Source organism: Natrinema limicola JCM 13563, from assembly GCF_000337475.1.
In the GTDB taxonomy this organism is placed as follows: Archaea; Halobacteriota; Halobacteria; order Halobacteriales; family Natrialbaceae; genus Natrinema; species Natrinema limicola.
The window spans coordinates 1-14,565 of record NZ_AOIT01000008.1; the positions used below are offsets into that span (position 1 = coordinate 1).

Genomic DNA, 14,565 nt, shown 5'->3' on the forward strand with positions numbered 1-14,565 from the left:
TGAACGATATATCGAGGAGACGGAACACTAGGCCGAGTGTCGGGCTTCACCCCCGACCCCGGTGGGTCGGGGAACTCGCCCTCGTAGGTTGTTTAGAACAACGGCAATTGGGCTACCACAATTGGACAGCGGGAGTATTGCAACTCTTACAAAGGATTGCTTGGTTGCCCTTATACTCGCCCGGTGTGAGCAGCCCATCGTCACAGAAGGCACAGGTCTGATCAGTCAACCGCTCAAGCACCACGTGTGAGTCATCTCGTCCCTTCTTGACACGCTGCATTCTAGCTGAGACATTTCAGACTATCTGTGTATACTTTCTGGTTCCAGAGAGTGAATGTCCCACACAGAAGACCCAGTCTTCCCACCGTCTTTTCCACTGTTCTACCGCTACAACTTCGCTGCAGAGAGTAAATTGTCAAGACGGACATACCTTATCTCTCAGCGAGGTCGTTTCACAGCCACTCATCAACATATTTATTTCATTCACTTTCAATATGGAGAATCAGTATGGTCAAACACCGGGCTGCGTCGGTCATCGTCATCGGAGTCATCACTGCGACGGTGTTTGCCTCAGGCCCATTTGTGCCGGTAGATTTCACGACTTACGATAATCCCTGTGAAGGTGGTGCGCTCTCGAGCGAAGGGAGTGCAACAATCGAACCATTGTCAGTCCCCGAATCGGCGACCTTCACACGATCCGAATTCGGGGCGGAAGTATGGAAACTGGACGTACCCGACGCAACAGTGAGAGCAACCGATGTCCAGGGCTGCGTGAGACTTACCTACGAGATCAATATCGATACACTCGGCCTCTCCTCATTGTCCACAGCAACAGTAAGCACCCAATCCTCCGAAAAGAGCCAACTCTCGATCCCGAAAACCACACTCAGTCCGGATCGCATCGACGAGGACCATTACAACGCAGAAGTACGGCTGATCTACCACGGTATGGAGAACGGAAATACAGTTGAGCGACCGGTGGCCAGCCGAAATATCACAGTGGGGGTCACAGAATGAGCTACCGATCCCAGTACGGTAATACTCTCGACGGTCATTCCGAAAGAATCGCTACCATCATCCACCGTCTTGGTCGACTGGTGTTCGGAGACTATGGCGGGGTCTTCGTCTTTCTCCTCTCGTGTAGCGCGGCGATGGTCCTCTGGCGGACGACGTTCTCGATCAACGATAACTTGGTCGTCGCCAATGGACTGGTCGCGCTAAGCGACGGACACCTCCACGTTACTACGCCGACGTACGGCGAGACACTCAGAGCGCCTGGTATGGCTGAGTACAACGGAAAGGCATATCCCCGGAACTTCGCACATATTGTCTTCGCACTTCCATTCCTCTGGGTGCTCGAGACCATTGCCGCAGTCGCAGATATCCGCATCGCGCTTGCAGCGCTGTGGAGTCTTTCAGTGTTTGCCACCGTCAGCGTTGGCGGGCGACTGATCGGACGTCACGAACCAGCCCATCTCATCGGCGGGATGCTTGCACTCGTCAGCTTCGTCGCCAGCGTGGCAAGTGCAACACCGTTTCCGCTCGATCACCTCGCATATCCCGCACTCCAGCTCGCAACGATAGTCGCTGCCGCTGGCTGTGCACTTGTCCTCTATCGACTTTTCTCGCACATCTATTCCTCCGACATTGGGATCGCAGCTGGCATCGCTAGCGGCGTCGCCTCACCGGCTCTACTCTGGGCGACGATCCCGAAACGACATGTACTCACGGCTTTATTCACGCTATTCACACTCTTCTTCCTCTACCGAAGTCGAGAGTCCGACCGAATCTCGATGTACCGGCGATACAGGGCGATCGCCTACGTTCCGGTAGGACTCACTGCCTGGTTAAACGCATCTGAGGGACTCGTTTTGCTCGGTGCACTCGCAATCGCGGATTTTGCCACTGCTCGAGAGAACGGCGTCCGAACGCTTGCAACAGTTGCGATGGGATTTTTCGTTTCACTGCTCCCGTTTTTCCTGACGAACTACTTGATTGCTGGCGATCCGTTTACGCCACCGCGGATGCTCGACCGCTATGGTGCTGGCGCAGTTAACACTCCAGTGACTGAGGATCTAGCCGCTGTAAGTGAAAGTTCCGGGGCCGGGGCCGACGGTACTAGCACTTCTGATAGCAGTGGTACCAGCACTTCGGATGGCAGTGGTACCAGCATTGTCAACACCATTCTCGAGGGTATCGTGGGCGGAGCCGGACCACTACTCGGCACAGTCGACAGAGCGCTGCTCTTCACGGAATTTCTCTCTCACGGTCTCGAGGCTGTCCGTCAAGAACCGGGCCGACTGTACCACACGTTCGTTCGGAGTGGCTATCTCGGGTTTTCCTCGCCCGGTGCGACTGGCATCGCGATCAATGTCGCCTTCTTGGAAGCGCTTCCGATTGCAGGTGCGCTAATCGCTGCACCCGTCGTTGCTGTCCGGACCGTTTTCGACACGCTCATCAGAAACACGTCTCCCAGCCTTCGATCAAGTCCACTCTTTGCCGCCGACATTTTCGTCGCGATCTATACAATCTTGATTACACTGCTGTACATCTATCGACTGCCGATTCATGCGGCACTCACTGTCCGCTATGTGTATCCGCTGTTCCCGCTTGCCATCTACGCCGTTGCCCGTCTTTCGTGGGTCCGGACCACTGTAACCGAACGACCACTCTGGCTCGGTCTTACGTACGCAGGAAGCGTCCTTATTGGCGGCCAACTCGCACTCATTACTGTCGTGACGAAGGGCTATACCGCTGATGAGACGATTCAGGGAATCGCGCTTCTCAGTCTAGCCGTCACGGCTGGAACGGGACTGTGGAGTCTCGCCGGAGCGTTCGACCGGACGAATACGTCCATCGGCGCTATCCTGCTGGGCGTGGGGAGCGGACTCGCAACCATTCTCATGTGCGTGTTTGCGTTTTCGTTTTTCGGACCGACTGCCAAGTTTGTCCTCTCACTACTCCCAGTATAGGACAACCATCAGTAGTGCCGGGAACTAAATATAAAAACGGTCACACTACCGTGTCTTCCATCCCTGTACTGACAACATAAATTGATTGATATAGGACCGCTAGACTGCATCGCTTCAAGACTGCGCTGTAGGTCTTCAATCGATCGCTGATTATCAGTTTTGAAAACCTTCGTTTCCAAGAGATGGTCACTACCCCTTAGATATATATGGCACGGGTTCAGTCATGCTATTAGCATCGGTGACGACGGCTCGAGAAAGCGGGGACGTGGGGTTGGTTCCAATCCCCTTGGTCCGCACCTCACCGTTTGAGGAGCGCACTAAAAAGCTTTCTCACCGTTTACCACCGATGAAATGATACCCATGTTAGATGGAAAATCGATTCGGCAGAAGCTGATCGGAAACGAGGAGGAACGTGCAGTATCGCCAGTTATCGGTGTGATCCTGATGGTTGCAATTACCGTCATTCTCGCGGCTGTGATTGCGGCGTTCGTGCTGGATATGGGCAGTAATCAGAGTGCGAGCGCGCAGGCAGGACTTGATATCTCGAACAACACCGAGAATAGTACCTACCAAGTGACTATCACGACGCTGGGTGACAACACAGACCGAGTCTATTGTGAGAATGATGCGACTGGTGCCTCTAGCGTCGGAGATTCGCTTACCTGTGAAGAAGGAGATAATGTGATCGGAGTTAACAATGAAGGCGACGAAAACGTTATCCAGTCGGATATTGGAAACTAATTAGTGATTCTGCGGCTCACATAGGCCGCTTTCCTGTTGTATTTTCACCGTTAGAAGCATTGGATTTGGTTGAATTATATAACTGTGAATATTTATATTTAATATATTAAATATAAATTATTAAATACTTAAAATCGTAAGCCAATAATGTGTTAGACAGGGCAATACAGCCGGTGGTGATGCAGTTCATCTCATGGATGCTGTAATTCCTGATCTGTTGAACAGCGATCTAATCAGCCGATATTACTGGCTTAGAAGGATGAAGCCGAGGAATTCGATTCTGCCCTATGGAAATCGATCTCCTCGACTTCGTTGAGCAGTGTCGTGACCTAGCCAAACAAGCGTTGGGGAAGCACGCGGGCGAGCCCGCCAGCGGCGGGTCCGCCCGCTGGGTCCATGTCGTCATACACTGCTCCGGCTCGAAGAAGGCCACAGCTACCGTGAAACGCCGAATCGGTTGAAGTACATGGCCGAGGTTCGTGACGCACTCGGTCTCGATCGAGAGAACCTCCCCGACTACAGCACGATCTACAAGTCGTTCGGCCGGCTGAAAATGTTGGTGTGGCGGGCGTTGCTGCGCGTTTCAGCGCAGCAACACCCGCAGTCTGGCCACGCTGCTTTCGACAGCACGTTCTTTGACCGCCGCCGTTCGTCGTCGTACTTCCGCCAGCGGTCAGGAAATACCGTGCAGACGCTGAAAGTAACTGGTGTGTTGACGGTATGAGAAGACATGAGTTCACGTTCATTACCAGCGAGAGGAATGGATTGAACAAGAACTCACCGGGGTGGGTACGAATTAACTGGCAGGTCCACTAGAGTACACCCACGGACCGAAACACATTCTCATTTGAACAGTCCTGCTGATACTCTGCGTCACAACCGGCTACGGAATACTAATCGAGTTCGATCAACTGTTCCGTCTCACCCGCGTCGCCTCGGTGGCAGACGAAACGAGCAATGCCATCGGGCTGGAGTTGCACTTCTGCTGTCCAGCCTCGAACAACAAACCTGGTCCGTTCCATCGCGCTCGTGTAACGACTTCTAACCACTACTCTCGAGGGGGCATCGATACCACCAAAACCCTGCCGTGGTGAGAATGTCAAGAATGCGTCTTGCGAGCAGGATCACGATCACAATCATACTCCTCACCACCCTCGGTGGACTCTGTGTCCACTACGACACGACGTACGACGAAAACTGGCCACACCCGACTGGCGATCAGTTCCAAGAGCAGAGTCCCGAACAGTTCGTCGGTGAGCGTGTACTCCTATTTGGTGAGGTCCAAACCGTCGACGCCGACGCGATCACGATCCACGTCACAGACGACAATGACAACGTCGCAGCCGAACTCGAGGTGCTCGGCATCGAAGACCGCGTCAAACCAGGCGGCGTCGTACAGGTCTACGGCGTCCTTGAGTCGAAAACAAAACTCCATGCAGAGCAAACAGTAGTTGTCAATCGCGATCCGTCGGCGACGATATACAAACTCGGGGCCTCCGTCGTCGGCCTCCTGCTAGCAGTGGCGTACTTTTTCCGACAGTGGCAGATTGACTTTCAAAAGCTCGCCTTCAAGCCAAGAACCACAAAAGATCCCGAACCTGAAGAGGTGCACAATCGTGGCTGACCTTCTTACCCACGTCTTGCTCGCGTACGCGGGCTGTACAGTTGCGAGTTGGTACCGTCCAATACCAGCTCACTGGATCGCCGCAGCAATGATCGGCTCAATCCTTCCAGACCTCAATCGAGTCACTTTGATAGTCTCCAATGGCACGCTCGAGACACTCCTCGGCATCCCCTTCGACCTCGACGCACTGTCGACGCTTGGCGGCGCCATTATTCTCGCTGGGATCGGATCAATGGTCGTTGCAAACCAACATCGACGAATGTTTGCCGCCCTGTTTGCGGGTGCACTCTCCCATCTCTTCATTGACGGCGTCAAAGCCTACGCCGACGGTGCGGCCGGTATGTGGCTGTACCCCGTCAGCTGGGCCCGCCATCCGACGCCGAGCCTGTACGTCTCGTCTGATCCTGCAGTTCTCACAGCCGCCGTCTTGATCACGGTGACTGTGGTCACAATCGACCGATATGCGATTCAAACCACGTGATCCCAACCGACGGCCCACACTCGAGAAAGACTCGACATGACAATATCTATAGGACAGAAGCTAACTCTATCCTATATGAACTTCAGGAGGAATCTATGCCGCTGATCGACGATGAGGGGAACCTCTTCGGCGTCGTCAACGTCATCGACGCACTTGCAGTCTGTCTCGTCATCGCCGTCTTGGTCGCGGGTGTCGCCGTCGTCGGCGTCCTTGGCGACGGAAACGGGGCTGCAGAGCCCGAAACGGCAGGCAACGAGTCCAACACAACGCCGACCAACCAATCTGATAACGAAACCGTAAGCGCCGGCCAACCGGCGACGCAGTATGCCACGATCAACCTGGGAACCCAATCCGACTACATTGCTGAAGCCGTCGACGAGGGCGACCAAGCAGCCGTCGCCACAGACGGACACAACCTGACGATTACCGACGTGTACGTCTCTCCGACGAACGGAGGCGACGGACACGTGATTGTCCGTGCGAAGATCGATGGCGAGTATCCACCAGCTGAGTCATCGAAGACAGCGTTCCAGTTCGATACCAACTCGGTCCGACTCGGCAGTCAGCTAACGATCGATACAGCCGACTACGTTCTCAAGGGGACAGTCCAGCAGCTCGAGGACGACGGTACAACCCTCCAGACAGAACAAACAACCGTCCAGCTTGAATCGAACGTCTCGGAAACGACAGCTGATGCGATCGGGATCGGCGACGAGTATCGGTTCGCCGGACAAACGGTCGCGACCGTGACCGATGTCGAGACAAGCGAACTGGAAAGCTCCTCGAAAGTTGCCGTCGACCTCGAGGTTGGCCTCGTTACCTTCAACCGAGCCGATACACGCACGTTCGGCGGTCGGTCACTCGAGACTGGCTCCCAGATCACTATTCGGACCGCACAGTATGACTTCAGCGGTGAACTGGTCCGTCGCGGACCCTGAAAACAGATAACCGACTAGCCATGCTCGAAACCCCACTTGAGCGATCAACTACTGTCCGATTCCTCACCTCCCTGCCGGACCGGATTGAGGCTGCGCTTGAGGAGAGCCAACTCCGCGACTTCGGAGACACGATCACCAGCTACGTTCGTGCGTCGTTCTGCTACCAGTGGCTCACGGCAGAACCCGATCCGGACGTCATCGTGATCGATCTTCGAGAGACTTACACCGTCGGACCGTTCATCCGATTGCTCGACGCAGTCATAGACGAACTCGAGACGGGATACACGAATTCGCAGGCCGAATCCACAATCTCCAAAATCACCACGGCAATACAAGCACAGCCAATCCGACTGCTGGGCATCGTCGGACTCGCTTGCGTCCCGCTCTCCTTGCTCACCCTCACACTGGCCGGTTCAATCTCGACAACGCTGTTCGCTGTCCATCTTATCACAATAGCCCTCTCGGCCGCCGCACTTCGATCGACACACTCACTCGCAGATCTCCTCGAGAGCCGACCAGCGAAACTACTTGCAACAGCACTCGAGCCGCCAGAGCCACCCGAGTCCAACCACTCCTCGTCAGAGAAGAAACCAACCAACGAAACGACGACGGAAACCCAAACGGACCCACTCGAGGAAACAGAGCCATCGGATACACCCAAAATAACCAGAAACCACTGACGACTAGAACTACGAGAGACCCCTTCTACAGATCCATTCCGCCGTTGACGTCGATCACTTCTCCAGTCACGTACGACGAGTCTTCACTCGCCAGGAACCGCACGACAGCAGCAATGTCCTCAACCTCAGCAAGCCGCTCGAGCGGAATCTCCGCGATGATCCGATCGAGCACGTGGTCCGGGACACTCGTGACCATGTCAGTGGCAGTAAAACCAGGCGCAACACAATTAGCAGTCGAGCCACCCTGGGCGAACTCGAGGGCGATCGTCCGAGTGAAGCCGAACATCCCACTTTTCGCAGCGGCGTAGTTGGCCTGCCCGAAGTTGCCCTGTTTGCCGACGACGCTCGAGATGTTGATCAGCCGGCCCTCCTCAGCGTTCCAGATGTCGTCGTAGAACACCTGAGTGCAGTTGAACATCCCGCCGAGGTTGACGTCCATCACACGGTCCCACTCCTCGCGGGACATCTCGGTGAACTGCTTGTCAGCAGTGATGCCGGCGTTGTTCACCAGCACATCACACTGACCGAAGGCCTCGTGGCAGACTTCGCGCATGTGCTCGACGGCCGCGCGGTCGGAAACATCTGCCTGGGCTGCAACAGCCGAACCGCCCGCCGATTCGATGGCGTCGACGGCCTCGTACGCGTCGTCTTCCGATGAGCGGTAGTTGATAACGACGTTTGCCCCCTCTGCACCGAGATGTTCTGCGATACCGCGACCGATACCCCGCGCTGAGCCTGTGATCACACAGGTACGACCATCCATGGACATAGTTCGTCAATTCAATCCCCAATGATAAATAATGAGGTGTTAGTTATCAGTGAATTGAGGGCGATAACAACCCCACGGGGAGGTGGTGAACACATCCCACGGAGACCACAGGTTCAGGTAACAGACCAGAGCGATTGCCGTCGCTGGTCCGGCCGAATCGGTATCACATACGAAACGGAATACACTCGAGCCGCCAAGCGATGACGGCTCCTGAGATGGTGGCCGCTGATCTGCAAGTAGCTGCTTACTGCTCCTGTGCTTGTTCGATCCAGTCTTCGATCCGACTTGGAGAGATGCTCGTCTCGGCGGCGAGGTCAGCGGCATCTGCCTCCGCAAGTTGGTCGAACGTATCGATACCGGCCTCAGAGAGATCCTCGGCGTATGCTTGGCCGACACCGGTCAGCTCCGTGAGATCGTCGGTCTCGGATTCTATTTCCTCGTCCGTGACTTCCTCGACGACGTCCTCGTCAACGTTCATCTCGCCGGGCTCTGTGGGTTCTTCTTCAACCTCGTCTTCGCCGCGCTCGATGATTTCCTCGTCCGAACGGTCTTCGCCGTGGAGGTCACTCGTCTCGACGTCAAGATCCGTTTCCGTATCAGGACTTGTCACGGAGTCGAGATCGGTCTGTGCACTGGTATCGGAGTCCGTCTCAACGGGTGAGCCGCCGTTGGTAAGATCCGCTGTTCCCGCGTCGCCACCGGTGACGTCCGTATCCTCAGCTCCAGGTGTCGCTGGCTCAGCGCTTTCTTCCGTACCGTTCGAGCGCGCTTCGAACCAGTCACAGACCTGCGGCCAGAGTTCCTCGTGGCTCCGCGAGGAGACGGACATACCGATGTGCCCCGTCGCGAACTCGAGGGTCTCGGTGTCCTCAGAGGAGATGATCTCGTTGAACGGTTTGGAGGCTCCTGGCGGGATGAGGTGGTCGTACTCGGCAACGATCTGGAGGACGGGCATGTCGATGTTGGTGATGTCGACGTGCTCGCCACCCAACTCGAGTTCGTTGTTATACAACTTGTTCTCCTGGTAGATGTCGTTGATGAACTCCTCGTAGGCGACGCCGGCGACGTCGATCCCTTCGTCGAGCCAGCGTTCCATCCGAGCGAAGTTCTCGACGAAATCCTCGTCCTCGACGTTGTCGTAGAACCGGACGTACTTCGTCACGTTGTTCGCGACGGGGTCCATCAGCGCAAAGCCGATGTCCAAGAACTCTGCCGGGACGTTGTCGAAGGTCTCGGTAACCGTCTCGGGATCGTAGTACTCTTCGGAGCCCCACAGCTCGAGGACGCCACCGTCGCCCGCAAAGCAAAGGCCAGCGGCCATCAAGCCGAGGTTCTTGACTTTCTCGGGGTACAGCGAGGCGTACATCGCCGACATCGTCCCGCCCATACAGTAGCCGAGGATGTTGATCGCGTCCTCGCCGGAGCGCTCGCGGACGACGTCAGTACAGTTGTCGATGTAGCGGTTGACGTAATCGTCGAGCGAGAGCTGTCGGTCCAGCTTGGATGGCTCACCCCAGTCGATCAGGTAGACGTCGAAGCCCTCTTCGAGCAGCGTCTGGACCACCGAGCGGTCGGGCTGCAGATCGAGGATGTACGGCTTGTTGATCAGCGCGTAGACGATGAGGATCGGAACATCGTGTTGCTCCTCGGTCTTCGACTCGTAATGGAGAAGCCGGAGTTTGTTCTCCTCGTAGACGACCTCGCTTGGGGTTTGGCCGACCTCGGCGTTCTCGAGTGTCTCGGTACGCTCGGGGGCGACCTGGCTCTTCTCGGCTAGGCCGGCAGTCGCCTCCCAGGCCTGTCGCTGCATTTCCAGCGCGGTTGCGTACGGGTTCTTCATTGCTGGTCTTCTATGTGTTCGAGGACGCGGTCGAGTTTCTCCTCGACAGCGTGCTGGCGGCGCTCGAGTTCGACGAGGCGGTCGCCGATTTCGACAACGTCGTCCTCGGTCGCGAAGCCAAGCGATCGGAGCGTCTCTTGGGAGGCTTCGTCGGCCTGTTGCTGGAGTTCGAGGACGTCACCGACGGTCTCGCCGGTCATCTTCGCGAAGGCGGTCGTCGACATGACGTCTTTGAACGCCTCGTTGGCCGTGTTGAGCCAGATATCGCGGAACTCCTCGACGTCGACGTCTTCGCCTTCGAGCTGGTCGTTCATGCGCTCGACCATCTGCTGGGAGGCGTTCATCCATGTCTCGTAGGCGCGGGCATAGCCCTCGACGCCGTCGGACAGTTCGGCGTCGTCGCTGACCTCACCGACGGTCTCCGACCAGCTCTCGACGAATTGCGCCTGCGCTTCCATGTTGTCCTCGAGTGCCTCGAGGAACTGTTCGTTCCACTGTTCGACGAACGCGTTCCAGTTCTGTGTCTGGGGCTGTGAATCTGTCATTGGGATAAAATTGGGAGTCGACTATCAAAAGGCTAGGCCCGGCCGACGGTCTACGCCGAGGCGTCGAACTCTTCGGTGGCCGCTTCGACGTTCTCTGCGACGGCGCTCATGTTCTCTTCCATCTGCTCGTGGGCCTCGAGGGCTGCGTCGAACGACGTGTCGACGACCTCGGAGTAGCTCTTGGCGAACTCTTCGTAGGCAACTTCCGACTCCTCGAGTGCATCGATCATTGCGTCGATCGACTGCGACTGGGCCTCGGTGGCCGAGTCAACGCTTTCGTCGACGAGCTCGCGGAGTTCGTCGAAGTCGGCGGCGTCCTCAGGCATCGACATCTCGATGGCGTCGAAGTAGGCGTGGATCGCACCCTTGGTCATTTCAGCGTTGGACTCGACCATCGAGCTCGACGTTTCGATGGCGTCAGCCATGACACTGATCGACGTCTGCTGTGCGTCGAGGGCATCGTGGGTGAACGACTGGCTCTGTTCGAGTGCGGTGCGCTGGGCGTCGAATACTGCGGTGAATGGGTTCTGAGTCATGATTATTGATCCTCTCGGTTGCGTTTGACTGGGACGACGATGGTCTGGACGATATCTCCCTCTTCGATGTCGAGGGCTTCCCGTTCGGGTCCGGGAATGCTGATCCGGCCGCCGCTCTGAACGCGGGCTTTGAACGTCGCCGTGCCCATGTTCATCGGTCCGAACGCCGATGTGTTCTCGAGCGGGTTCGCCGACGTAGCCTGCAGCAACTGTTTCATCATCTCCTGCTGGGATTCAGCGACCTGCTCGCCTGCTTCCTGCATTTGCTCGGTGAACATCGCGGGTGGGAACCAGAGCGATCGGTCGGAGTCGTCCGTCATCACCTGTTGGTTGGGTCGCATACATGATAAGCCTTTCCACTAGATGTCTTTTGATGGCAAGAGATGGTAGGAATAGAAATCAGATGGGATTATGCACCTGCAAAAGACAAGACTCGCGGCTGGGCTGGGGGTTCGACAGCCGACGCTGTAAGTAGAGATTTACAGTTAGAGGACCTCTAAGTGACGATTACTGTGATTCTCCGCCAGCAAATCAGTATTGCGACAGCCAAAGAAGTCATATAGCCGCCACACTTAGCCGTTTGTAGATGTCCCACCAGAACGCGGGCGAAGATAATCTCGCGAGCATGACCGACGCGTGGTCGGCGATGACGCGAGGATTCCTTCGAACGGCGACCGCGGCGAATCGTGCTGCTGTCTCTGCAATGTTGCCCTCGACCGAAGAGAGCAGCGGCGCAGAAGTTGACCGAATCGCCCCGTCGATCCCGTCGATCGACTACTCCGATCTGGACTGGCAGTTCGACCGCACCGTTGACGATCCAGACTACATCAGCGTCGGTGACACCGTCACCTTCGAGAAGACGCTCACCGACGATGACATCCGGGCGTTCGCCGCCGTCAGCGGCGACACGAACCGGCTTCACCTCGACGAAGAGTTCGCCTCCGAAACCCGGTTTGGCGAGCGCATCGTCCATGGGACGCTCGTCTCCGGGCTCATCAGCGCCGCCCTCGCGCGGCTTCCCGGACTCACGATTTACCTCTCACAAGATCTCGAGTTCAGCGGTCCCGTCGGCATCGGCGACAGCGTCTCCGCGCGCGTTGAAGTCGTCGAGAGCCTCGGGAACGACCAGTACCGACTCGAGACGCTCGTCCGAGACGAAGACGACGACACGACCGTGATTAACGGCGAGGCCGTCGTCCTGATCGACGACCTGCCTGCCGAGTAACGCACACCTCGGTCGAACGGACGAAATCGCTCGCTGCGTATCACAGCCGCTTCTGTCTCTTCACGGCAGCCGCGTTCGACGATACAGGGACTGTTGCAACGCCGCTAAGTAGCTCCTCGCGGAATCTATCTACATGACCCTTTTCGGAACTGCAGGGATTCGCGGTCCGGTCGAGGACGTCTCACCCTCGCTCGCGCTCGCCGTCGGTCAAGCCGCCGGCGAACCCGGTGAGACGTTCGTCGTCGGTCGCGACGGTCGAGAGACGGGGCCGGCGCTCGCGGCGGCAATGGAAGCCGGCCTCGAGAGTGCCGGAGCCGACGTTCGCCGCGTCGGACAGGTGCCGACACCCGCGCTCGCCTTTGCTTCGCGTGGCCGACGCGGCGTGATGCTCACCGCCAGTCACAACCCGCCCGCTGACAACGGCATCAAACTCTTCATCGACGGCGTCGAGTACGACAGTGATGCGGAACAGGTAATCGACGACCGCATCACGAGCGACGACTCTCGACTCGCCCGCTGGGAGCAATGGGGCGATTCGGAACAGCTCTCCGTACTCGAGCGGTATCGCGACGCCGTCGTCGACTACGTCCGCAACCGGTTCGGCGGCACCGATGGGACGACTGCAGACCGACCGCTCTCCGGCCTGCGGATCGCCGTCGACTGCGGGAACGGCGTCGGCGCGCTCGCGACGCCGCAGGTCCTCGAACGGCTCGGCGCGACGGTCGTCTCGATTAATGCATCCGTCGACGGCCACTTCCCCGGCCGCGAAAGCAAACCGACGCCGGAGACGCTGACGGAGTTCAGTGAGTTCCTTGCGGATGGGACCTTCGACCTCGGGGTCGCCCACGACGGTGATGCCGACCGCCTCGTCGTCCTCGGTCCCGACGGGGAGGTGATCCATGAGGATACGATTCTCGCCGTGGTCGCAGCCCACTACACGGCTGACAGCGACGCCGACGATCCCGTTGTCGTCACGACACCGAACGCTTCGGCACGCATCGACGAGCGGGTCCGAGCGGCTGGCGGCCGCGTCGAACGCGTCCAGTTGGGGGTGCTCCACGAGGGGATCGCCAGAGAGCGCGACCAGGGGACGGCAGACACCGAGATCGTCTTCGCTGCCGAGCCCTGGAAACACATCCACACCGCGTTCGGCGGCTGGATCGACGGTGTCGCAAGCGCTGCCGTGGTCGCCGCGCTCGTCGCCGACGCAGGCGACACGGCGACGCTCCGCGAGCCAGTCACCGAACGTCCCTACCGAAAGGTCAGCATCGACTGTCCGGACGGGGCCAAGGCCGACGCGATGGACACTCTCGAGACTGATCTTCCCGACACGTTCCCGGACGCAGCGGTCGACACGGAGTACGGCATCCGCCTCGAGTTCGACGACGCCTCGTGGTTGCTCGCCCGCCCCAGTGGAACGGAGCCGTACATTCGTCTCTACGCGGAAAGTGAGTCCGTCGACGACCTCGTCGCCGACGCACGATCAGTTATCGAGACGGCGATCGAACAGCACCAGTAGGGAGTCGATATCCTTTGGTGGCCACTGGTCGAACCCCTCGTCTATGGACGACCTGATCGAGGCCGCTCGCGATGTCCAAGACCGTGCGCACGTCCCTTACTCCGAGTATCGAGTCGGTGCCGCCCTCGAGACCAAAGACGGTGAGGTTTTCGTCGGTTGTAACCTCGAGAACGCCAACTTCAGCAACAGCCTTCACGCCGAGGAGGTCGCAATCGCCGAGGCTGTCAAGAAGGGCCACCGCGACTTTGCACGACTCGCGGTGAGTTCGGATCGCCGCGACGGCGTCACTCCTTGTGGCATGTGTCGCCAGACGCTCACCGAGTTCTGTGATGACGAGTTGGTAGTGGTTTGTGACGAAGGCGACGGCGACGTGACCGAGTACACGCTCGGCGAACTGTTGCCAAATACGATCACGCAGGAGACGCTCGAATGAATCGCCTCGAACCAAACCCCGGATATTCACTTGCATCTTAGCTTTCTCATTGATTGCCATAAATGGCGAAATTGTGAACAGACGATGGAGTTATGACCTATCATCTTGCGGTAGCGAGGAAACCCCGTCGTTCACGACGGGGAGAAATCGCATTCGTTCGTGTCTCGACTCGCCTTGCTACGGCTCTCCGGTGTCCAATGCTTCCGCACCTTCGAGCATCAGCCCCTTCCAGGTGTAACCGCGTTTGTTTTTGATCTCTTTC

At 57.6% G+C, this 14,565-nt stretch carries 16 protein-coding genes and 1 pseudogene; 11 read left to right on the forward strand and 6 right to left on the reverse strand.

All coding sequences use genetic code 11. The annotated features are described in order from the left end of the window. Window positions 1-112: 112 nt before the first annotated feature. Complete coding sequence (locus C476_RS19740) at window positions 113-280, reverse strand: HVO_A0556 family zinc finger protein (RefSeq protein WP_309545784.1); 168 nt, start codon at window positions 278-280, stop codon at window positions 113-115. A 227-nt stretch (window positions 281-507) separates the two neighbouring features. On the opposite strand from C476_RS19740, the gene C476_RS00080 reads away from it, so the two are divergent. From C476_RS00080 to C476_RS00115, 8 genes and pseudogenes are all read left to right on the forward strand, one after another. After that, a complete protein-coding gene (locus C476_RS00080) occupies window positions 508-1,017 on the forward strand; it encodes a hypothetical protein (protein WP_008008590.1) in 510 nt (169 codons plus the stop codon). 80 nt (window positions 1,018-1,097) lie between these two features. Next, complete coding sequence (locus C476_RS00085) at window positions 1,098-2,972, forward strand: hypothetical protein (protein ID WP_008008591.1); 1,875 nt, start codon at window positions 1,098-1,100, stop codon at window positions 2,970-2,972. A gap of 360 nt (window positions 2,973-3,332) precedes the next feature. Continuing rightward, window positions 3,333-3,713 (forward strand): type IV pilin, encoded by a 381-nt coding sequence (locus C476_RS00090; RefSeq protein ID WP_083857011.1) that lies wholly within the window; start codon window positions 3,333-3,335, stop codon window positions 3,711-3,713. Between the two features lie 287 nt (window positions 3,714-4,000). Further along, a pseudogene (locus C476_RS00095) lies at window positions 4,001-4,434 on the forward strand (IS5/IS1182 family transposase); the annotation flags it as partial. A 384-nt stretch (window positions 4,435-4,818) separates the two neighbouring features. Further along, on the forward strand, window positions 4,819-5,337 hold the full coding sequence (locus C476_RS00100; protein WP_008008596.1) for a single stranded DNA-binding domain-containing protein: 519 nt from the start codon (window positions 4,819-4,821) through the stop codon (window positions 5,335-5,337). After that, a complete protein-coding gene (locus C476_RS00105; RefSeq protein WP_049911510.1) occupies window positions 5,330-5,818 on the forward strand; it encodes a metal-dependent hydrolase in 489 nt (162 codons plus the stop codon). The genes C476_RS00100 and C476_RS00105 overlap by 8 nt, the downstream gene beginning before the upstream one ends. 95 nt (window positions 5,819-5,913) lie before the next feature. Further along, entirely contained in the window at window positions 5,914-6,756 is an 843-nt protein-coding gene (locus C476_RS00110; protein ID WP_008008601.1) for a DUF4330 family protein, read from the forward strand. Between the two features lie 20 nt (window positions 6,757-6,776). After that, window positions 6,777-7,436 carry a hypothetical protein gene (locus C476_RS00115; RefSeq protein WP_008008604.1) on the forward strand — a complete coding sequence of 220 codons (660 nt, stop codon included), beginning with the start codon at window positions 6,777-6,779 and terminating at the stop codon, window positions 7,434-7,436. Between the two features lie 25 nt (window positions 7,437-7,461). On the opposite strand, the gene C476_RS00120 is transcribed toward C476_RS00115, so the two are convergent. The 5 genes from C476_RS00120 to C476_RS00140 form a co-directional block, all read right to left on the reverse strand. Continuing rightward, a complete protein-coding gene (locus C476_RS00120) occupies window positions 7,462-8,205 on the reverse strand; it encodes a beta-ketoacyl-ACP reductase (protein WP_008008606.1) in 744 nt (247 codons plus the stop codon). A 244-nt stretch (window positions 8,206-8,449) separates the two neighbouring features. Then, entirely contained in the window at window positions 8,450-10,045 is a 1,596-nt protein-coding gene (phaC, locus tag C476_RS00125; protein WP_008008608.1) for a class III poly(R)-hydroxyalkanoic acid synthase subunit PhaC, read from the reverse strand. Beyond that, the gene (locus tag C476_RS00130; protein WP_008008610.1) at window positions 10,042-10,590 is read right to left on the reverse strand and encodes a poly(R)-hydroxyalkanoic acid synthase subunit PhaE; all 549 of its coding nucleotides are present in this window, start codon (window positions 10,588-10,590) and stop codon (window positions 10,042-10,044) included. Before C476_RS00130 ends, phaC begins: the two co-directional genes overlap by 4 nt. A gap of 50 nt (window positions 10,591-10,640) precedes the next feature. Then, window positions 10,641-11,126 carry a hypothetical protein gene (locus tag C476_RS00135; RefSeq protein ID WP_008008611.1) on the reverse strand — a complete coding sequence of 162 codons (486 nt, stop codon included), beginning with the start codon at window positions 11,124-11,126 and terminating at the stop codon, window positions 10,641-10,643. Window positions 11,127-11,128: 2 nt separating this feature from the next. Then, the gene (locus tag C476_RS00140; RefSeq protein WP_049911511.1) at window positions 11,129-11,446 is read right to left on the reverse strand and encodes an AbrB/MazE/SpoVT family DNA-binding domain-containing protein; all 318 of its coding nucleotides are present in this window, start codon (window positions 11,444-11,446) and stop codon (window positions 11,129-11,131) included. 266 nt (window positions 11,447-11,712) lie between these two features. Between C476_RS00140 and C476_RS00145 the strand changes: the two genes are divergently transcribed. The 3 genes from C476_RS00145 (at window position 11,713) to cdd (ending at window position 14,303) form a co-directional block, all read left to right on the forward strand. Next, window positions 11,713-12,351, forward strand: coding sequence for a MaoC family dehydratase (locus tag C476_RS00145; protein WP_008008615.1), 639 nt, complete (start codon window positions 11,713-11,715; stop codon window positions 12,349-12,351). 133 nt (window positions 12,352-12,484) lie between these two features. Then, window positions 12,485-13,870, forward strand: a complete 1,386-nt coding sequence (locus C476_RS00150; protein ID WP_008008617.1) for a phosphohexomutase domain-containing protein — start codon at window positions 12,485-12,487, stop codon at window positions 13,868-13,870. A 43-nt stretch (window positions 13,871-13,913) separates the two neighbouring features. Continuing rightward, the gene (cdd, locus tag C476_RS00155) at window positions 13,914-14,303 is read left to right on the forward strand and encodes a cytidine deaminase (protein ID WP_008008618.1); all 390 of its coding nucleotides are present in this window, start codon (window positions 13,914-13,916) and stop codon (window positions 14,301-14,303) included. The last annotated feature ends 262 nt before the right edge of the window (window positions 14,304-14,565 follow it).

Excerpts from the sequence above, each read along its gene's own strand:
- C476_RS00110 (WP_008008601.1), top strand. The coding sequence starts at position 5,914 with ATGCCGCTGATCGACGATGAGGGGAACCTCTTCGGCGTCGTCAACGTC.
- C476_RS00145 (WP_008008615.1), top strand. The coding sequence starts at position 11,713 with ATGTCCCACCAGAACGCGGGCGAAGATAATCTCGCGAGCATGACCGAC.
- C476_RS00090 (WP_083857011.1), top strand. The coding sequence starts at position 3,333 with ATGTTAGATGGAAAATCGATTCGGCAGAAGCTGATCGGAAACGAGGAG.
- C476_RS00080 (WP_008008590.1), top strand. The coding sequence starts at position 508 with ATGGTCAAACACCGGGCTGCGTCGGTCATCGTCATCGGAGTCATCACT.
- C476_RS00140 (WP_049911511.1), bottom strand. The coding sequence starts at position 11,446 with ATGACGGACGACTCCGACCGATCGCTCTGGTTCCCACCCGCGATGTTC.
- C476_RS00150 (WP_008008617.1), top strand. The coding sequence starts at position 12,485 with ATGACCCTTTTCGGAACTGCAGGGATTCGCGGTCCGGTCGAGGACGTC.
- C476_RS00135 (WP_008008611.1), bottom strand. The coding sequence starts at position 11,126 with ATGACTCAGAACCCATTCACCGCAGTATTCGACGCCCAGCGCACCGCA.
- C476_RS00115 (WP_008008604.1), top strand. The coding sequence starts at position 6,777 with ATGCTCGAAACCCCACTTGAGCGATCAACTACTGTCCGATTCCTCACC.
- C476_RS00120 (WP_008008606.1), bottom strand. The coding sequence starts at position 8,205 with ATGTCCATGGATGGTCGTACCTGTGTGATCACAGGCTCAGCGCGGGGT.
- cdd (WP_008008618.1), top strand. The coding sequence starts at position 13,914 with ATGGACGACCTGATCGAGGCCGCTCGCGATGTCCAAGACCGTGCGCAC.
- phaC (WP_008008608.1), bottom strand. The coding sequence starts at position 10,045 with ATGAAGAACCCGTACGCAACCGCGCTGGAAATGCAGCGACAGGCCTGG.
- C476_RS00100 (WP_008008596.1), top strand. The coding sequence starts at position 4,819 with ATGCGTCTTGCGAGCAGGATCACGATCACAATCATACTCCTCACCACC.
- C476_RS00130 (WP_008008610.1), bottom strand. The coding sequence starts at position 10,590 with ATGACAGATTCACAGCCCCAGACACAGAACTGGAACGCGTTCGTCGAA.
- C476_RS19740 (WP_309545784.1), bottom strand. The coding sequence starts at position 280 with ATGCAGCGTGTCAAGAAGGGACGAGATGACTCACACGTGGTGCTTGAG.